The organism is Streptomyces sp. CT34 (genome assembly GCF_000805335.1).
GTDB lineage: Bacteria > Actinomycetota > Actinomycetes > Streptomycetales > Streptomycetaceae > Streptomyces.
Genome location: NZ_KN708638.1, coordinates 5786106 through 5805128 on the forward strand (window position 1 = coordinate 5786106; position 19023 = coordinate 5805128).

13 protein-coding genes are annotated in these 19023 nt (G+C 73.4%); 10 read left to right on the top strand and 3 right to left on the bottom strand.

The features are described 5' to 3' along the window. Position 1: 1 nt before the first annotated feature. The 8 genes from gatA to RZ84_RS25400 all read left to right on the top strand — a co-directional run bounded on the left by gatA (position 2) and on the right by RZ84_RS25400 (position 11549). Positions 2 to 1495 (top strand): Asp-tRNA(Asn)/Glu-tRNA(Gln) amidotransferase subunit GatA, encoded by a 1494-nt coding sequence (gene gatA, locus RZ84_RS25365; RefSeq protein ID WP_043266234.1) that lies wholly within the window; start codon positions 2 to 4, stop codon positions 1493 to 1495. Next, the gene (locus RZ84_RS25370; RefSeq protein WP_043266235.1) at positions 1492 to 1734 is read left to right on the top strand and encodes a membrane protein; all 243 of its coding nucleotides are present in this window, start codon (positions 1492 to 1494) and stop codon (positions 1732 to 1734) included. Before gatA ends, RZ84_RS25370 begins: the two co-directional genes overlap by 4 nt. 88 nt (positions 1735 to 1822) lie before the next feature. Further along, positions 1823 to 3274 carry an Asp-tRNA(Asn)/Glu-tRNA(Gln) amidotransferase subunit GatB gene (gene gatB / locus RZ84_RS25375; protein ID WP_241778093.1) on the top strand — a complete coding sequence of 484 codons (1452 nt, stop codon included), beginning with the start codon at positions 1823 to 1825 and terminating at the stop codon, positions 3272 to 3274. Positions 3275 to 3557: 283 nt separating this feature from the next. After that, positions 3558 to 4484, top strand: coding sequence for an LLM class F420-dependent oxidoreductase (locus RZ84_RS25380; protein WP_052230154.1), 927 nt, complete (start codon positions 3558 to 3560; stop codon positions 4482 to 4484). Positions 4485 to 5003: 519 nt separating this feature from the next. After that, the gene (locus RZ84_RS25385) at positions 5004 to 7202 is read left to right on the top strand and encodes an MMPL family transporter (protein ID WP_043266237.1); all 2199 of its coding nucleotides are present in this window, start codon (positions 5004 to 5006) and stop codon (positions 7200 to 7202) included. Between the two features lie 68 nt (positions 7203 to 7270). Further along, the gene (locus RZ84_RS25390; RefSeq protein ID WP_043266238.1) at positions 7271 to 7942 is read left to right on the top strand and encodes a hypothetical protein; all 672 of its coding nucleotides are present in this window, start codon (positions 7271 to 7273) and stop codon (positions 7940 to 7942) included. Positions 7943 to 8132: 190 nt separating this feature from the next. Next, the gene (locus RZ84_RS25395) at positions 8133 to 8312 is read left to right on the top strand and encodes a hypothetical protein (RefSeq protein ID WP_043266239.1); all 180 of its coding nucleotides are present in this window, start codon (positions 8133 to 8135) and stop codon (positions 8310 to 8312) included. A gap of 93 nt (positions 8313 to 8405) precedes the next feature. Further along, a complete protein-coding gene (locus RZ84_RS25400) occupies positions 8406 to 11549 on the top strand; it encodes a helix-turn-helix transcriptional regulator (protein ID WP_043266240.1) in 3144 nt (1047 codons plus the stop codon). A 13-nt stretch (positions 11550 to 11562) separates the two neighbouring features. Here RZ84_RS25400 and RZ84_RS25405 read toward each other — a convergent pair whose 3' ends face one another. From RZ84_RS25405 to RZ84_RS25415, 3 genes are all read right to left on the bottom strand, one after another. Next, positions 11563 to 11760 (bottom strand): DUF6191 domain-containing protein, encoded by a 198-nt coding sequence (locus RZ84_RS25405; protein ID WP_043266241.1) that lies wholly within the window; start codon positions 11758 to 11760, stop codon positions 11563 to 11565. A gap of 92 nt (positions 11761 to 11852) precedes the next feature. Beyond that, on the bottom strand, positions 11853 to 12998 hold the full coding sequence (locus tag RZ84_RS25410) for a PQQ-dependent sugar dehydrogenase (RefSeq protein WP_043266242.1): 1146 nt from the start codon (positions 12996 to 12998) through the stop codon (positions 11853 to 11855). A gap of 654 nt (positions 12999 to 13652) precedes the next feature. Continuing rightward, positions 13653 to 14693 (bottom strand): aldo/keto reductase, encoded by a 1041-nt coding sequence (locus RZ84_RS25415; RefSeq protein ID WP_078894171.1) that lies wholly within the window; start codon positions 14691 to 14693, stop codon positions 13653 to 13655. 88 nt (positions 14694 to 14781) lie between these two features. On the opposite strand from RZ84_RS25415, the gene RZ84_RS25420 reads away from it, so the two are divergent. Further along, positions 14782 to 15774, top strand: coding sequence for a 2-hydroxyacid dehydrogenase (locus RZ84_RS25420; RefSeq protein ID WP_043266244.1), 993 nt, complete (start codon positions 14782 to 14784; stop codon positions 15772 to 15774). A gap of 347 nt (positions 15775 to 16121) precedes the next feature. Further along, entirely contained in the window at positions 16122 to 18974 is a 2853-nt protein-coding gene (locus tag RZ84_RS25425) for a putative bifunctional diguanylate cyclase/phosphodiesterase (protein ID WP_241778094.1), read from the top strand. Positions 18975 to 19023 lie beyond the last annotated feature (49 nt).

A 19023-nucleotide genomic window follows, 5' to 3' on the forward strand; every position in this document is an offset into this window, starting at 1 on the left:
CATGGCCGACCTGATCAAGCTCACCGCCGCCGAGATCGCGGCGAGGATCGCCTCCGGCGAGCTCACCGCCGTCGAGGTGACCGAGGCCCATCTGGCCCGTATCGAGGCCGTCGACGAGAAGGTGCACGCCTTCCTGCACGTGGACCGCGAGGGCGCGCTCGCCCAGGCCCGCGCCGTCGACGAGAAGCGGGCCCGCGGCGAGGAGCTGGGCCCGCTGGCCGGCGTCCCGCTGGCCCTCAAGGACATCTTCACGACCGAGGGCATGCCCACCACCGTCGGTTCGAAGATCCTCGAAGGCTGGCTCCCGCCGTACGACGCGACCCTGACCAAGAAGCTCAAGGCCGCCGACGTCGTCATCCTCGGCAAGACCAACATGGACGAGTTCGCCATGGGGTCCTCCACCGAGAACAGCGCCTACGGCCCGACCGGCAACCCCTGGGACCTGACCAAGATCCCCGGCGGCTCCGGCGGCGGCTCCTCCGCCGCGCTGGCCTCCTTCCAGGCCCCGCTCGCCATCGGCACGGACACCGGCGGCTCCATCCGCCAGCCCGCCGCGGTCACCGGCACCGTCGGCGTCAAGCCCACCTACGGCGGCGTCTCCCGCTACGGCATGGTGGCCTTCTCCAGCTCCCTGGACCAGGGCGGCCCGTGCGCCCGTACGGTGCTGGACACGGCGCTGCTCCACGAGGCCATCGCCGGCCACGACCCGCTGGACTCCACCTCCATCGACGCGCCGGTCCCGCCGGTCGTCGAGGCGGCCCGCAACGGCAGCGTCGAGGGCATGCGGGTCGGCGTCGTCAAGCAGTTCCGTGGTGAGGGCTACCAGGCCGGTGTCCTCCAGCGCTTCGACGAGTCCGTCGCCCTCCTCAAGGAGCTGGGCGCCGAGATCGTCGAGCTGGACTGCCCGTCCTTCGACCTGGCGCTGGCGGCGTACTACCTGATCGCGCCGTCCGAGTGCTCCTCCAACCTGGCTCGCTTCGACGCCATGCGCTACGGCCTGCGGGTCGGCGACGACGGCACGAAGTCCGCCGAGGAGGTCACCGCCCTGACCCGCGAGGCCGGCTTCGGCCCCGAGGTCAAGCGCCGCATCATGCTCGGCACGTACGCGCTCAGCTCCGGCTACTACGACGCGTACTACGGCAGCGCCCAGAAGGTCCGGACCCTCATCACCCGCGACTTCGAGAAGGCGTTCGAGCGGGTCGACGTGATCGTCTCGCCGACCACGCCGACCACCGCGTTCCCGATCGGCGAGCGGGCCGACGACCCGATGGCGATGTACCTCGCCGACGTGTGCACGCTCCCCGTCAACCTGGCGGGCAACGCCGCCATGTCGCTGCCCTGCGGCCTGGCTCCCGAGGACGGCCTGCCGGTCGGTCTCCAGATCGTCGCCCCGGCCATGAAGGACGACCGGCTCTACAAGGTCGGTGCCGCGGTCGAGGCCGCGTTCACCGAGAAGTGGGGCCATCACCTGCTTGAGGAGGCACCTGCACTATGAGTGGCAAGCTCGCGAAGGCCAAGGGCTTCAAGAAGTCCAAGCCCGGCACGTATCTGTCCATCGGCACCACGCTGTTCGGCGCGGTGAGCGTCGTGAAGCAGGCGAAGAAGGCCAGGGGGGAGCACGACACGCTCCAGCTGGTCGACGCCGTCGTCTCCGCCGCCGCCATCGTCACCGGCGTCGCCCTGCTCATCCGCGAACTGCGCCGTCTCAACGACGACGACGTCCTCGCGGACTGACCGGCGCCGGACCTGAGAGGTTAGTTTCACCGTGACTGTCACCGACCTGGTGCCGTACGAGGACGCGCTGGCCGCCTACGACCCCGTGATGGGGCTCGAGGTACACGTCGAACTCGGCACCGCCACCAAGATGTTCTGCGGGTGCGCCACCACCCTGGGCGCCGAGCCCAACTCGCAGACCTGCCCCACCTGCCTGGGCATGCCCGGCTCGCTGCCGGTCGTCAACGCGACCGGTGTGGAGTCCGCCGTCAAGATCGGCCTGGCACTGCACTGCACCATCGCCGACTGGTGCCGCTTCGCCCGGAAGAACTACTTCTATCCGGACATGCCGAAGAACTTCCAGACGTCCCAGTACGACGAGCCGATCGCCTTCGACGGCTACCTGGACGTGCAGCTGGAGGACGGCGAGGTCTTCCGCGTCCACATCGAGCGCGCGCACATGGAGGAGGACACCGGCAAGTCCACCCACATCGGCGGTGCCACCGGCCGGATCCACGGCGCCCGGCACTCGCTGCTGGACTACAACCGCGCCGGCATCCCGCTCATCGAGATCGTCACCAAGCCCATCGAGGGCGCCGGCGAGCGGGCCCCCGAGGTCGCCAGGGCGTACGTCGCCGAACTGCGCGAGCTGATCCGGGCGTTGGGCGTCTCCGAGGCCCGTATGGAGATGGGCCAGATGCGCTGCGACGTGAACCTCTCGCTGCGCCCCAAGGGCACCGAGAAGTTCGGCACCCGCTCGGAGACCAAGAACGTCAACTCGCTGCGTTCCGTGGAGCGCGCCGCCCGCTTCGAGATCCAGCGCCACGCCGCGGTGCTGTCCTCCGGCGGCACGGTCATCCAGGAGACCCGGCACTTCCACGAGGACGACGGCTCCACGACCTCCGGCCGGGTCAAGGAGGAGGCCGAGGACTACCGCTACTTCCCCGAGCCGGACCTGGTGCCGGTGGCCCCCTCCCGCGAGTGGGTCGAGGAACTGCGGGCCGGGCTCCCCGAGCTGCCGCGGCTGCGCCGCAACCGGCTGCGCGAGGAGTGGGGCGTCTCCCAGCACGACATGCAGTCGATCCTCAACGCCGGCGCGGTCGACCTGATCGTCGCCACCGTCGAGGCCGGCGCGGACTCCGCCGCGGCCCGCAAGTGGTGGATGGGCGAGCTGGCCCGCCGCGCCAACGAGGACGGCACGGACCTGGCGGCGCTGCCGATCACCCCCGAGCAGGTCGCACGGGTCACCGCGCTGGTCGCCGACGGCTCGCTCAACGACAAGCTGGCCCGCCAGACCATCGAGGGCGTGCTCGCCGGCGAGGGCGACCCCGACACGGTCGTCGAGAAGCGCGGGCTGAAGGTCGTCTCCGACGAGGGTGCCCTCGGCACCGCCGTCGACGAGGCGATCGCCGCCAACGCCGCCATCGCCGACAAGATCCGCGGCGGCAAGGTCGCCGCGGCCGGCGCCCTGGTCGGCGCGGTCATGAAGGCCACCCGCGGCCAGGCGGACGCCGCCCGGGTGCGGGAGCTGATTCTCGAGCGGCTCGCCGCGGAAGAATGATCGAGCAGAACCTGATGATCGAGCACAGCCTGGAGAAGCCCGGCGTCGAGGGCTGAGCCCCGGATCGTGCCGTACGGAGCGGCCGACCCTCCCCGGAGGGCCGGCCGCTCCGTCGTCCGCGCAGGGCCGCCCTCCGAGGCGCGTGCCCGGCGAGATTTCTCGATCTTCCCCTTCCAGGGCGGAATGCCACGCCCGCCCGCGGTGCTGTCACCGGCGAAGGGTCAAAGGATCAACGGATACGGGACCTCGGGTCACCGCCCGCCGGACAGTGGAGGATCGAGCAATGACGCAGCAGGACACAGCCGTTCAGGACCCGCGGGCGATCGCCGCGCGGCTCGGCCGGGTCGGCGTCTGGCACGGCGGGCTGGGCCGGGCGTCGGCCGCGGCCGGGCGCGAGTTCGCGGCCGAGGTCGAGCGGCTGGGATACGGGGCGCTGTGGTTCGGTGAGGCGCAGGCCACCAAGGAGGCGTTCAGCCACGCCGGGCTGCTGCTGGCCGCCACCGAGCGGCTGACCGTCGCCACCGGTATCGCCAACATCTGGGTCCGCGACGCGACGGCGATGAACGCCGGGGCGCACACCCTCGCCGAGGCGTACGACGGCCGGTTCCTGCTGGGCCTGGGCGCCAGCCACGCGCCGCAGGTCGAGGGGCGCGGCCACACCTACGCCAAGCCGCTCGCCGCGATGCGTGCCTATCTGGACGCGATGGACGCGGCCCCGTACGACGCCCCCGCGAGCCCGCCGCCGGCCCGCGTCCTGGCGGCGTTGGGCCCCAAGATGCTGGAGCTGGCCGCGGAGCGGGCGGCCGGCGCGCACCCGTATTTCGTCACGCCCGAGCACACCGCCCGCGCCCGCAAGGCCCTGGGCGAGGGTCCGCTGCTCGCCCCTGAGCAGGCCGTGCTGCTGGAGACCGACCCGGCGACCGCCCGCGCCCGGGCGCGGGCACACCACCTCGGCTTCTACCTCGCGCTGCCCAACTACGTGAACAGCCTGCGCCGGCTGGGCTTCGAGGACGCCGACTTCCAGGACGGCGGCAGCGACCGGCTGGTCGACGCCATCGTGGCCTGGGGCGACGTGGACGCGATCCGCGAGCGGATCCGGGCGCACCACGACGCGGGCGCCGACCATGTGGCGATCCAGCCGGTCGTCCCCGGACCGGGCCTGGGCCTCGACCAACTGCGCGAGCTGGCACCCGCGTTGACCGGGCGCTGAGCGTCGGCGGGGGCCCCGGAACGGGCGCGCGGGCCGCGGGGCCCGGTACGGTCGGAGCCCCCGCCGCCCTCAAGACCACCCCTCGGTTCGACGACGGGCGGGGGAGATCCCGCTCACGGCGGTGAACCCCTCACGGCGGTGAACCCGCTCACGGTGGTGAATTCCGGCGCCCGGGACCGGACCTGTGCCCAGGCCCCAGAGCTGCCGCGGGCTGCAGACGGGGCGCCCGGGGACGGCCGGGAGCCGGGCAGCGGGCGGTAATCGCGTGGTAAGCGATATTTGCCGGGAATAACAGCCCCATAAGTGGGCCGGGTTGCCTATTCCCCGTTCTTTGTGGGGAAGTCCACAAAGCGGTCAAAGGATCTTTTCGAGCTGGCACCCTGCACCGAGAGCCCGGCCCGCCGCTCGTTCTCCGGAACGCGACGGGCCGCCCCCGCGCCTGCTCCGCGCATCCTGTCCGTCCGCGTTCGGCACCACCCGCTCCCGGGAGATATCGGCGCACAATCCGGGAAGCAGCCCGTGACCGCTCTCGCTCGGTGGTGCCTCCGGCGCCGCGTCGTGGTGATCGTCCTCTGGCTCGCCGCCTTCGCGGGGGTCGCCGTCGCCGCCGGGCTGACCGGAGCCGCGTACTCCACCGACTACGAGGTCCCCGGCACCGAATCCGGCCAGGCCGGCGCGCTGATGGCGAAGGCGTTCCCGGGGCGGTCCGGGGACGGCGACAGCATCGTCTGGCACACCGCGTCCGGCACGGTGCGCTCGGCCGCCGTCGAGAAGAAGATGGCGCACACGCTCGCCGAGGTCTCCCGGCTGCCCGGCGTCGCCGAGGTCCAGGGACCCTACGGGCCGCGGGGCGCCGGGCAGATCAGCCGCGACGGACGCACCGCCTACGCCTCCGTCCTCTTCAAGAGCTCCACCGACGACCTGCCCGCCGGCCAGGTCCGCGCGGTCGTGAACACCGCGAAGGCCGCGTCCGGCCACGGCCTCCAGGTGGAGCTGGGCGGTGCCGGGATCTCGCTCACCCAGGCGCCGCGCGCCCAGCTGCCGGAAGTCATCGGGCTGTGCGCGGCGGCCGTGGTCCTCTTCCTCGCCTTCGGGTCGCTGGCCGCGACCCTGCTGCCGATCGTCACCGCGCTGGCCGCCGTAGGCACCGCCTCCGCCGGGATCAGCCTGCTCAGCCACGCCATGACGGTCGCCGACTTCGCCCCGATGCTGGGCATGCTGATCGGCCTCGGCGTGGGCATCGACTACGCGCTCTTCATCGTCACCCGGCACCGCAGAGGGCTGCGCGCCGGCCTGTCCGTCCAGGAGGCCGCCGAACGCGCCGTGACGGTGTCCGGGCGCGCCGTCGTCTTCGCCGGGGCCACCGTCTGCATCGCGCTGCTCGGCATGCTCACCCTGCGGCTGGGCTTCCTCAACGGCGTCGCGCTCGCCGCCTCGCTCACCGTCGTCCTGACCGTCGCCGCCTCCGTCACCCTGCTGCCCGCGCTGCTCGGCCTGATCGGCACCCGGGCCCTGGGCCGCCGCGAACGCCGCCGGCTGGCCGCCCGCGGCCCGCGGCCCGAGCGCCGCGCCGGGATGGCCGCCCGCTGGGCCGGCTTCGTCGAACGGCACCCCAAACTGCTCGGCGCCACCGCCGCCGTCGTCATGCTCACCCTCGCGCTGCCCACCCTCGGCCTGCACCTCGGCACCTCCGACCAGGGCAACGACCCGGCGACGTCCACCACCCGCAAGGCGTACGACCTGCTGGCGGACGGCTTCGGGCCCGGGTTCAACGGGCCGCTGACGGTGGTCGGTTCGCTCGACGGGGCCGAGGACCGGCTCGCCTTCGGCAAGCTGCCGCAGGAGCTGCGGCACACCCCCGGCGTCGCCCACGTCAGCGGCCCGGAGTTCGACGGCGGCCACGCCACCGGCGTGATCACGGTCGTGCCGACCAGCTCACCCCAGTCCCAGCAGACCTCCGACCTGGTGCAGCGGCTGCGCGGCGGCATCCTGCCGGCCGCCGAGGACGGCACCACGATGCGGGTGCACGTCGGCGGGGTGACCGCCGGCCACGACGACTTCGCCGCCGTCATCATCGGCAAACTGCCGCTCTTCATGGGCGCCGTCATCGGCCTCGGCTCCCTCCTGCTGCTGCTCGCCTTCCGCAGCATCGGCATCCCCCTCAAGGCCGCGCTGATGAACCTCGCGGCGGTCGCCGCGTCCTTCGGGATCGTCGTCGCGATCTTCCAGTGGGGATGGGGGAGCGAGGCGCTGGGGCTGGGCAGCGCGGGCCCGATCGAGCCGTTCCTGCCGGTGATCATGGTCTCCGTGCTCTTCGGGCTCTCCATGGACTACCAGGTCTTCCTGGTCAGCCGGATGTACGAGGAGTGGCAGCTGACCGGCGACAACCGCCGGGCCGTACGGGTCGGGCTCGCCGAGACCAGCCGGGTGATCAACTCGGCGGCGGTCATCATGATCGCGGTGTTCGCCGCCTTCATCCTCAGCGGCGACCGCATCATCGCGATGTTCGGCATCGGCCTGGCCGCCGCCGTCGCCCTGGACGCCTTCGTCCTCCGTACGCTGCTGGTACCGGCCCTGATGCACCTGCTCGGCGGCGCCAACTGGTGGCTGCCGGCCTGGCTGGAGCGCCGGCTGCCGCGGCTGAGCATCGAGCCGCCGCCGCAGCAGCGGCCCGGGCCGCGGGACGGGGCGGACGCGCCCGCGCTGGTGGAGGTCTGAGCGCCGCTCCGCAGGGCTTTCGGCTGACTCTCATACGACTCTCAGACAGGGCCCCTACGGTCGCGCCCATGGGAACGACGACCGACAAGCGAACCGACGACGAGACGACCGTGGCCGGCACGGCGGGGACGGCCGAGGAGACAGGGAAGGCGGAGGAGGCCGGGAAGGCCCGGCAGACCGGGACGGCCGGCACGACAGGGAAGGCCGCGGAGGCGGGGAAGGGCACGGAGCCGGAATCCGAGGAAGGCGCCGACGGCGCCGACGGGGCTGCGGACAGCGCCCACGACGTCCACGACAGGGGTCATGACATCGGCGACGACGGCGAGGACGAGCCGGCGTCCGGACCGGCCGCCACCGGAGTGGCCGCCGGCGCCGGCGCCGTGGTCGCGGCCGGACTGGGCCTGGCCTCCCTCACCGGTACCTACCTCGGGACGCTGCTGGCCGAACGGCAGACGCTGCTGGGCCAGATCAAGCTCCAGACCGGCAAGGCCACCGACCAGATCGCCACCGTCTACGGCGCGCCCTGGCACACCACCGCCCTGGTCAACGGGGTGTTCGCGGTGCTCGCCATGCTCGTCGCCGCGGTGGTGCTGACCGGGCGGCGGAGCACCTGGGTGCGGGCCGTCGCCTGGGGCGCGCTGGCGCTGGGCGTGCTGGGGCTCCTGGTCTCCGCCGGGATGTACCTCGACCTGTTCGCGAGCATGCCCAGCATCCCTAAGGGGCCCGGCGGCGGTGCCTAAGCCCTCCGGGGGCGGCGGCGCCGCCCCCTAAGCCCCCTCCGCGACCCGGACCCGGTTTCTGAGCACCGCCGGGCCGCGGAGATCGGGAACTCTCCCGATGTGGCGGACCCCCCTCGGCGACGAGAGTTGAGCACAGCGGCGCCCCGGCAGACGGCCGGGGCGCCGGCCCACCACCGTCGAGGGAGACATCATGTACGCGTCCGAACTGGAGATCCGGGTCCGCTACGAGGAACTGCGCCGCGAGGCCGACCGGCGGCGCCTGGTCCGCGAGGCCGCCGAAGTGGCGCGCGCCGCCGCCTCCTCCAGCGGCGGCGAACCGGAAAGGCAGGTGAGCGTCCGGCGTCGGCGGGTACGGCGCGCCGGCGCCTGACCGCGGCGGACGGCCGGTGTGCCCCAAGGGCTGTCCGGTGGGCCAGGGTCGGAAAGCCCCTGGCCCACTGCCGCATTGTCAGACCCCTGTGCGATGCTCGGCAGCGTGGAGAACAGAGCCATCAGTCCCGTGTTCGTCGGCCGCGCGGCCGAACTCACCGCGCTGCGCGACGCGCTGGCGCGGGCCACCGGGTCCGGCGAGCCCCAGGCCCTGCTGATCGGCGGCGAGGCCGGGGTCGGCAAGACCCGGCTCATCGAGGAGTTCGGCGAGACGGCCCGCGCGCAGGGCGCGCTGGTCGCGCTCGGCGGCTGCATCGAGATCGGCTCCGAGGGCCTGCCGTTCGCCCCGTTCTCCTCGATCCTGCACACCCTCAACGCGCATCTGCGTACGGAGCTCGCCGCCGCCGTCGCCGGCCAGGAGGGCGAACTGGCCCGCATCCTGCCGGAGTTGGGGGAGGCCGCCGGCGAGACCCGTGACGAGGAGATCGGCCGGGCCCGCCTCTTCGAGCTGACCGCCCGGCTCCTGGAGCGGCTGGCCGCCCACCGCACCCTGGTCATCGTCATCGAGGACCTCCACTGGGCCGACCGCTCTACCCGCGAGCTGCTGGCCTACCTCCTGCGCGCCCTGCACGACGCCGACGTCCTGCTGGTCGCGACGTACCGCTCCGACGACATCCACCGCCGCCATCCGCTGCGCCCCTTCCTCGCCGAGATCGATCGGATGCGGACCGTCCGCCGCGTCGAACTGGCCCGCTTCACCCGCGACGAGGTCCGCTCCCAGATCGCCGGGATCCAGGGCAGCGAGCCCGAAGAGGACACCGTCGACCGGGTGTTCAAGCGCTCCGAGGGCAATGCGTTCTTCGTCGAGGAGCTGGCCCGCGGCCTCGCCGAGGGCTGCCGGTACGGCCTCAGCGATCCGCTGCGCGATCTGCTGCTGGTGCGGGTCGAGGCGCTGCCCGAGGACGCCCAGCGGGTGGTGCGGATCGCCGCCGAGGGCGGCTCCACGGTCGAGCACGAACTCCTCGCCGCCGTCTGCCGGATGCCCGAGGACGACCTCATCGAGGCGCTGCGCGCGGCCGTCGGCAGCAACACCCTCGTCCCCACCCAGGACGGCACGGGCTACCGCTTCCGGCACGCGCTGGTCCGCGAGGCCGTCGTCGACGACCTGCTGCCCGGCGAGCGCACACGGCTGAACCGCCGGTACGCCGAGGCCCTGGAGGCCGACCGCTCGCTGGTCCGCTCCGACGTCTGCGCCACCCGCCTGGCCAGTTACTGGTACAAGGCCCATGACGCCGCCAAGGCGCTGCCCGCGGTGCTCGCCGCCTCCGTCCAGGCCCGCCGCCGCCATGCCTACGCCGAGCAACTGCGGCTGCTGGACCGCGCCCTGGAGCTGTGGGACGACGCGCCCCCGGAGGTCCGCCAGGGCGTCCGCCCGATCGACTACGCCGAGGCGTACCCGGCCTGCGGCTGCGACGACGACGCGCTGCGCTTCCTCGACCTGCTCGCCGAGATCGCGGTGGCCGCCCGGCTGTCCGGCGACAGCGAGCGGGCCTTCACCATCACCAAGCGCGCCCTGCGCACGCTGCGCAGCGAGGACGACCTTGCCGCGAGCGCGCACCACGGTGCGGGCAAGGGGGACCCCCACCGCACCGCCTGGTTCCTGCTCCAGCGCTCCCGGCTCTGCCAGGGCACCGGCCGCGGCAACGGCTGGGACGACCTGGGCAAGGCCCAGGAGCTGATGCGCGGTCTGCCGCCGTCCTCCGTGCACGCCGCCGTGCTGGCCGCCGTCGCCAGCTGGCAGATGCTCCACGAGCCGGGCCCCGGCACCTTCACCACCGCCGAACGGGCCGTGGAGCTCGCCCGGTTGGTGGGCGACGAAGAGGCGGAGCTGAACTCCCGGGTGACACTGGCCGGGCTGCGGATCGACGCCGGGGAGATCGAGGAGGGCCTGTCCGACTTCCGTACGGTCCTCGGCCGCGCCGTGGACCGCGGCTGTTTCGCCGTCATCGGCCGCGGCCACATCAACCTCGCGGGCATCCTCGAAGGCGTCGGCCGGTCCCGCGAAGCCGTCGAGGTCACCGAGCAGGGCGTCGAACTGACCACCCGCTACGGCCTCAAGGACACCACCAGCTGGGTGCTGAGCAATCGCGCCGAGTCGCTCCAGTCGCTGGGCAGCTGGGCGGCGGCGGGCCGGGCCGCCGCCGACGCCCACCGCTACGCGCAGAACCGCCGCGCCACCGCCCTGGCCGCCAGCCGACTCACCGGCCTCGCCCTGGACGGGGGCGACCTCGCCGCCGCCGAGCGCGAACTGGCCGTCGCCCAGGAGCACTACGGCACCCACGACCCCCAGCCGCAGCACGCCCTGCCCATGGCGCGGCACGCGCTGCGGCTCGCCGCCCGCCAGGGCCGCATCGACGACGCGCGCGCCATCCTCGAACGGTCGGCCCTGGACGCCGGCTTCGCGCCCGGCCTCCAGCGCTACGCCTGGCCGCTCCTGTGGTCGGCGACCGCCGCCGAGTCCGATGTCCGCGGTCTGCCGTCCGCCGAGCCCGGCCGGGTCCGGATCCTCGCCCGGATCCGCGACGCCGCCAAGCGGCTGCCCCGGATCGCCCCGGTCTGGGACGCGTTCGGCCTGGCGGTCGAGGCCGAACTCCTGCGTGCCGAGGGCCGCGAGGCCCCCGACGCCTGGGCCGCGACGGTCGCCGCCTTCGAACGGCTGGAGCGCCCGCACGAACTCGCCTGGGCCTGCTACCGCTGGGCCGAATCGCTGCTGCACGGCGGCGAGCGGGCCACCGCCGGCCTCGACGGCCGCACCCCGCGCGAGGCCGCCGTGCTGCTGCTCGGCCAGGCGCACGCCGCCGCCGCGGCGATGGGTGCCCGCCCGCTCGCCGACGAGCTCGAACTCCTCGCCCAGCGCGCCCGGATACCCGTCCATGGCCTGGCGGCCCCCGCCGCGGCCGAGACATCCCGCGCCGCCGGGGACCGGACCGCGGACGCGCCGGCCGGCACCGCCCCCGCGGAATCCCTCGGTCTGACCCCGCGCGAGCGCGACGTGCTCCGCCTGGTCGCCGATGGCCGCAGCAACCGCCAGATAGCCGACGCCCTGTTCATCTCGCCGAAGACCGCCAGCGTGCATGTCTCCAACATCCTCGCCAAGCTGGGCGTCGCCGGCCGCGGCGAGGCGGGCGCGGTGGCCCACCGCCTGCGGCTGTTCGGCGAGCCGACCGCGAGCAGATAGCCACCGGAGCGGCTCAGTCCGCCCCGGTACCGCCCCCGGCCGCCCGGACGTCCCGCCCGGCCCGGATGACCACGACCCCCGACGCGAGATCTATCGGCCCGTGCCCGGGATCCCCGTCGCCCACGTCGTCCACCACCAGCGACAGCTTCTGCCGCTCCTCTTCGGTGTGCTTGCGGCCGGGCGCGAACAGCTCTTCCACCACGTTGAACACGAAGCCCCCTTCCGGAGCGACCCGTCCCCCCAGGGTCTGTCCCTGGCCCGAGTGTAAGCAGGTCCCACGCGACAGGTCCCACGAAAAGGGGTTCAGCTCACCGTGAGCCGGAGAATCCGGTCATCCCCCTCGCGGGGCTTGCCGCGTCCGTCCGTATTGCCGGTGACCAGCCACAACGCCCCGTCGTCGGCCGCCACCACGGTCCGCAGCCGCCCGTACCGGCCCGGCAGAAAAGCCTGCGGCGCGGCCACCGGTTTCGTCCCGTTCAACGCGATCCGCCACAGCCGCTCGCCACGCGGCGCCGCCACCCAGATCGAGCCCTTGGCGTACGCGATCCCGCCGGGCGAGGCGTCGGCGGACTTCCACCGGACGACCGGCCCGGCGAACGTGCCGCCCGCGCCCCCCGGCCGGCCATGGTTCCTCCCCGGCTCGATCAGATCGATCCCGCCCCCCACGTCCTGCCCCGACTCCGAGGCCCACAGCCGCCGGTCGCCGTCCCAGGCCAGCCCCTCCACATCGCCGTGGCCGTAGTCGTACACCACCGAGTCGGCCTCGGGGTTGCCGTGCACCGGCTCGCCGTCCGGGGTCATCCGCAGGATCTTCCCGGCCGGCGACTTCTTGTCCTGGGCCAGCCGCTTGTCACCGGTCTCACCGGTACCCGCGTAGAGCATCTTGTCCGGGCCGAAGGCGATCCGCCCGCCGTTGTGGACCTGACCCTTGGGGATGTCCTTGAAAATCGTGTTGGGCGCGCCCAGTTGGTTGCCCGGCGCCCGCTTCTCGTCGTAGATCATCCGCGCGATCCGGTTGTCGGACGCGGTGGTGAAGTACGCGTAGACCTCGTGGTCGGCGCCGAACGTCGAGGGCACCGCCAGCCCCAGCAGCCCGCCCTCGCCCCCCGGGTCCACACCCGGCACCGACCCCAGCCCGGTGACCTTGCCGTCGCGCGCCGCGACCCGGACGATCTTCCCGGTGTCCCGCTCGCCGACCAGCAGGTCCCCGCCGGGCAGCACCGCGACACCCCACGGCGACTTCAGACCGGTGGCCAGCACCCCGGCGACCCGCACGGTGCCCCTGGCCGGCGGCACCACCGCCGACGGACTCGGCGAGGACGCCCCGGTACGCTTGCCCGCCCCGCCGGACCCCGCACCACCCCCCGCCACCCCACCTCCGGACGAGCACCCCGCCGCCAGGAGCAGCGAAACAGCGGCCAACACGGCGGTCCTGGAACGGCGTTGCACGGCAGCGGTCCTCTCGTCGTCGGCGGGACAAGGACACCACCTCCCCCCGAGCGCTCCCACTCACACCAGCCCCCACCTACCGGTCTTTCCTCCCCTCCACGGGAGGGGGCGGGGCGGAGGGGCAGGGTGTCCGGACTGCTTCGCTTTACGTCCGGACACCCTGCCCCTCCGGCCCGTCACCGCACCCGACAGCCCCGCGCAGCGGCCCCGCCCGCCGCAGGCGCAACGGCGGGAAAGCCAACAACGTCGGGCGAGGCAAAGCGCAGCGGAAGGGCAGCGGCCCCGCCCGCCGCAGGCGCAACGGCGACAAACCCCCACGGCGGGACGGCCGACAACGTGGTAAGCCGCCCCGCCGCAGGCGCACGGCGGGACAGCCAACAGCATCGGGCGAGGCAAAGCGCAGCGGACGGGCCGCACCCGGAATCGTCGAAAGCCGCCCGCCGCAGGCGCAACGGCGACAAACCCCCACGGCGGGACGGCCGACAACGTGGTAAGCCGCCCACCGCAGGCGCACGGCGGGGCAGCCAACAACGTGGGAGGCCGGCCAAGCGCAGCGGAGCGGCGGGACAGCCAACAACGTGGGAGGCCGGCCAAGCGCAGCGGAACGGCGGGACGGCCAACAACGTGGGGCGCCGGCCAAGCGCAGCGGAACGGTCAGTCCCAAGACCCCCGCCCCCGCGGCAGTAACGCGATCTCCCTCAGGTCCTCCTGAGTAAGCATCAGCTCCGCCGCCTTGGCGTTCTGTGCCGCCCAGCGTTCCTTCTTCGTACCCGGTACGGGGACCACATGGCGGCCCTGGGCCAGCACCCAGGCCAGCGCCACCTGCCCCGGGGTCGCCCCGTGCCGGGCGCCGACCCGGCGCAGCCCGGCCACCACCGGCTGGTTGGCGGCCATCATCTCGGCGGTGAAGCGCGGATGGCGGGCCCGTATGTCCTCCGGTTCGAAGCCCTGGCCGGGGGTGAGGGTGCCGGTCAGGTAGCCGTTGCCCAGCGGCATCGCCGCCAGGAAGCCCACCCCGCGCGACTCGCACCACGGGAGCAGCTCCTCCAGCGCCTCCGGCGACCACACCGACAGCTCCGCCTGCACGCTGCTGACCGGGAACACCTGCTGGATCCGCTCCAGTTGGCGCAGCGTCCCGTCGTGCATCCGCGACCGGGGGCGCCCCCGCACCCCGGCCGCCCGCGGCTCCGTACGCGCCGTGCGCGGCGGTCGCACGGCGCGCGCGCCGACCGCGCACAGGCCCAGCGACCGCACCTTCCCGGCCGCCACCAGCTCCGCCATCGCCCCCCAGGTCTCCTCGATGGGCACTTCGGGGTCGGCGCGGTGGAGCTGGTAGAGGTCGATGCGGTCGGTCTGGAGGCGGCGCAGCGAGGCGTCGCAGGCGCGCTTGATGTAGCCGGGCCGCCCGTTGGCGACGATGTGCTGGTCCCCGGCCAGCAGCCCGCACTTGGTGGACACGAACGCGTCCTGGCGCCGCACCTTGAGCGCCCGGCCCACCAGCAGCTCGTTGGTGAACGGGCCGTACATATCGGCGGTGTCCAGCAGGCTGCACCCCCGGTCGAGCGCGGCGTGCAGGGTCCGCAGCGAGCCCTCCCCGCTGCGCTGCGACTCGGTGTACCCCCAGCTCATCGGCATGCAGCCGAGCCCGATTGCGCCCACTTCGAGGGCTGCCGCGCCGATTGTCCTGCGCTCCACCTGGTCGTGCCTCCGTCCCCTCGCCCCCGATCAAGGGCCAGTCCAAACTAACGTCTGAACCAAACGTCTCTTCGCATAGCCTCAGGTCATGGCAACAACAGACCCGCACGCGACCGCCGGCGACGTATGGCTTCCGATCCCTCCCGACGAGATCGACGGCCTTCCCGACGGCCTGAGTTACGTCCACTGGGACGCCGGCCCGGACTATCCGGCCGACCCCGACCGCTGCGTCTTCTACGCCGTCCCCTACCTGAGGCGGACCGACGTCTGTCTGCGCCCGCTGCCGCGGATGGGCCGGGTGCGGGTGGTGCAGGCCCTGACCGCCGGGGTCGAGAACCTGCTGCCGGGGCTGTCCCGAATGCCGTCCGGTGCGCTGCTGTGCAACGCCCGCGGGCTGCACGACGCCAGCACCGCCGAGCTCGCGCTCACCCTGATCCTGGCGTCGCTGCGCGGCATCCCGGACTTCGTCCGGGCCCAGGACGCGGGGGAGTGGCGGACCGGGTTCCGGCCGGCACTTGCCGACAAGTCGGTGCTCATTGTGGGCTATGGTTCGATCGGCAGTGCCATCGAGGACCGGCTCACGCCTTTCGAGTGCGCGCGGGTGACGCGCATCGCGCGCACCGCACGTGACACCGTGCGCGGTCCGGTGCATCCACTCTCCGAGCTGACCGCCCTCTTGCCCGCGGCGGACGTCGTCGTGGTGGCCACTCCGCTGACCGACGAGACCCGTGGCCTGGTAGGACGCGATTTCCTGGCCCGGATGAAGGACGGCGCACTGCTCGTCAACATCGCCCGCGGTCCGGTCGTCGACACGCCGGCGCTACTCGCCGAACTGACGTCGGGACGGCTCCGCGCGGCCCTCGATGTCACCGATCCGGAACCCCTCCCCGCGGGCCATCCGCTGTGGCACGCTCCCGGCGTGCTCATCACTCCTCACGTCGGTGGTCCCAGCTCTGCGTTTCTGCCCCGTGCGAAGCGGCTGCTGTGCGAGCAGCTGGCGCTTTTCGCGGCCGGCGAACCCGTACGGAACGTGGTCGCGACCGCCCCCGGGCGGGTTGCGGGTCGCTCTACGAAGCCGTAGGACTGCGAGGGGTGTTCACTCTTCGGAGGGATGTCACGCTGTGTAGAGAGGCTATGTCCCTGAGTGACGGATCTGGTGTATCGTCCCGAGCGGGGATCGCGCCGGGATCGTGACGGCGCGGTACGAAAGATCCGGAACCGAGGGGGGCGACGGGCGATGTACATCCGATGGATGATCCGCGAGACACGCGATCCACGAGCGCCCGCGGCAATGCCACAGGAACCCCGGGTGCGCCGGTCCCGAAGCGGTCCGTCGCGGGTGAACGGGAGAGACCGGTGAGCGCGCCGGGGGCGACGCTCTCGCGGACGCCCGCGCAGGTCGGCGGTCAGCCGAGCGCCGTCCCGCAGATCGCGCTGGCCGCCGTCTGCGGCGGCTACGCCATCGGCGCCTCCGTGGGCTGGGGATCGGCGTATCTCGCCATGTTCATGGGGGACTTCGGGCTCAGCCTGGCCGCCCTCGTCGCGGCCGTCTCCTGCGGTGTGTACGCCCGCAGGTACCACACCCCCTTCCGCCCGGCCTGGATGCTGTTCGCCGTCTCGTCCGGGATGGCCGGTCTCGGCAACGCCGTCTGGGGCTGGTACGAGGTCGTCAAGGGGGCCACCGTGCCCAGCCCCTCGCTGGCCGACTTCTGCTTCCTGCTGTTCGCGCCGCCGGCCATCGTGGGGCTGCTGGTGCTCGCCAAGCGGCCGGTGACCCGGGCCGGTTGGGTCTGCCTGGGGCTCGACGCCTGGCTGATCGCCGGCTCGCTGCTGACCCTCTCCTGGAGTCTCGCGCTCGCGCACACCGCGCACTTCCACGGCCGCTCGGTCGCCCAGAGCGCGCTGTCGCTGGCGTATCCGCTGCTGGACATCGTGCTGGTGAGCATGGTGCTGGCGCTGCACTTCCGGCGCTCCTCGGTGCACCGCTCCGCGGTCAACACCGCGATCGCCGCACTGGCGTTGACGGTGCTGTGCGACGCGCTGTTCAGCTCGCCGCTGCTGCGCGAGCACTACCGCTCCGGCCAGATCCTGGACGCCGGCTGGTTCGCCGGCTCGATGCTGCTCGCGTACGCCCCGTGGGTGGCCCGCCGCTCCGGCCGCGAGCTCGTCGGCGAGCCCGCCGAGCAGGCCGTGCGCCGCCCGCAGCCGCCCCCCGGCAGCCGCCCCATCGCGGGCTCGCTGGCGGCGCTCACGCCGTATCTGGCCGCCGCCGTGTGCACCCTGGGCATCCTGACCAACGTCCTGGACGGGCGGCGGATCGACCGCGTGGTGCTCTTCACCGGCTGCGCGGTCGTCCTGGCGCTGGTCGTCCGGCAGGGCATCATGCTGCTCGACAACATCACCCTCACGCAGGAACTGGCCCAGAAGGAGAACCACTTCCGCTCCCTGGTCCAGGGCTCCAGCGACGTCATCATGATCGCCGCCCCCACCGGTGTGCTGCGCTACGTCAGCCCGGCCGCCGCCGGCGTCTACGGCCGCGACGCGGAGGAGCTGGTCGGCTCCGAGCTGGCCTCGCTGATCCACCCCGAGGACCTGGGGCGGGTGGTCCACGAGGTCCGCCGGTTCCTCGCCGCCTCGCCCGAGGCCGAGCCGACCACCCGTATCGAATGCCGCTTCCGGGCCGGCGAGCAGCGCTCCGGCGGCGACGGCTGGCTGAACGTCGAGTCCACCGTCAACCGCCACCACGGCGGCCTGATCTTCAACTCCCGCGATGTCACCGAGCGGGTCCGGCTCCAGGCCCAGCTCCAGCACAACGCCTCGCACGACGCGCTCACCGACCTGCCCAACCGCGCGCTGTTCACCGAACGCGTCACCAAGGCCGTCACCGGCCGCCGCGCCAGCGACCACGACACCGCCGTGCTCTACATCGACCTGGACGGCTTCAAGCAGGTCAACGACACCATCGGGCACCAGGCGGGCGACGAGCTCCTGGTGCAGGCGGCCCGCCGGCTGGCCGAATCGGTGCGGGCCGGCGACATAGCGGCCCGGCTGGGCGGCGACGAGTTCGCCGCGCTGATCACCGGCGACGGCACCCGCGACCGGGCGGCCCGCGAGCACCGCATCCACGAGATCGCCGACCGGCTGCGTATCAGGCTCTCCGAGCCGTACCGCATCGACGGGCGGGACGTCCGGGTCGCGGCCAGCATCGGAGTCGCCTTCGCCGAACCGGGCATCAGCCCGTCCGGCCTGCTGCGCAACGCCGACCTGGCGATGTACCGCGCCAAGCAGGCCGGCAAGGGCCGGGTCGAGCTGTACGCCCCGCAGATGCAGGACGAGGTCACGCACCGCGCCGAGCTCGCCACGAAGCTGCGGACCGCCCTGCACGACGGGGAGTTCGCGCTGCTGCACCAGCCGGTGGTCGAGCTGGCCAGTGGGCGGATCACCGCGGTCGCCGCGCAGGCCCGCTGGCGCTCCGCCGAGGGCATCCTCTTCACCCCCGCCGAGTTCCTCCGCGTCGGCGCCCGCGGGCGGCTCACCGACGAGGACGGCGAGCGGGCCGCGGAGCTGGGCCGCTGGCAGCTGGAGGAGGCGGTCGCGCAGGCCGCGACGCGGCACCGCGCCGGCCACAAGGCACCGGTCGCGGTCCGGCTCTCCGCCCGCCGGCTGCTGGACCGCTCGCTGCCCCCCAAGAGCATCGAGGCGCTGCTCGTCCGGCACGGCCTCCCCTCGGGGGCGCTGGTGCTGGAGTTGTCCGAAAGCGATCCCCGCGTCCCGCTCGACGACCTGGAGCGCCGGCTGACCGCGCTCCGCCGGCTCGGCGTACGGATCGCGCTGGACGCCTTCGGCAGCGGCTGCGCCGCGATGGGGGCGCTGCGCCGGCTGCCCGTCGACGTGCTGCGGCTGGACCGCGAGCTGATCGACGGGGTGGTGGAATCCCCCCGGGTGCACAAGATCACCGCAGGGCTGCTGCGGATCGCCTCCGACCTCGGCATGAAGTCGGTCGCGGAGGGCGTCGATCTGCCCGAGCAGGTGCTCGCGCTCCGCTCCATGGGGTGCACCCACGGCCAGGGCATGGCCTTCTCCGGGCCGCTGGAAGAGCACCGGCTGCGGCGGGCGCTGACCCGGGGGAGCTACCCGGTCCCGGACCTGACGGGCCCCGGCCGGGCGGTGGTGCTCAGCGGCAGCGGCCTGCCCGCCCGCCACGGCGGCGCGGCCGGCCCGGACACCCGGGCTCATCCCCCGTTGCGCTCAAATAGTGAGACCTCCGTCCCACCCACTTGACACTCAGTGCGCGCCGGGGGGAGGGTCAGTTCCATGCGCACCCGAATTC

Excerpts from the sequence above, each read along its gene's own strand:
- gatA (WP_043266234.1), top strand. The coding sequence starts at position 2 with ATGGCCGACCTGATCAAGCTCACCGCCGCCGAGATCGCGGCGAGGATC.
- RZ84_RS25370 (WP_043266235.1), top strand. The coding sequence starts at position 1,492 with ATGAGTGGCAAGCTCGCGAAGGCCAAGGGCTTCAAGAAGTCCAAGCCC.
- gatB (WP_241778093.1), top strand. The coding sequence starts at position 1,823 with ATGGGGCTCGAGGTACACGTCGAACTCGGCACCGCCACCAAGATGTTC.
- RZ84_RS25380 (WP_052230154.1), top strand. The coding sequence starts at position 3,558 with ATGACGCAGCAGGACACAGCCGTTCAGGACCCGCGGGCGATCGCCGCG.
- RZ84_RS25390 (WP_043266238.1), top strand. The coding sequence starts at position 7,271 with ATGGGAACGACGACCGACAAGCGAACCGACGACGAGACGACCGTGGCC.
- RZ84_RS25395 (WP_043266239.1), top strand. The coding sequence starts at position 8,133 with ATGTACGCGTCCGAACTGGAGATCCGGGTCCGCTACGAGGAACTGCGC.
- RZ84_RS25400 (WP_043266240.1), top strand. The coding sequence starts at position 8,406 with ATGCTCGGCAGCGTGGAGAACAGAGCCATCAGTCCCGTGTTCGTCGGC.
- RZ84_RS25420 (WP_043266244.1), top strand. The coding sequence starts at position 14,782 with ATGGCAACAACAGACCCGCACGCGACCGCCGGCGACGTATGGCTTCCG.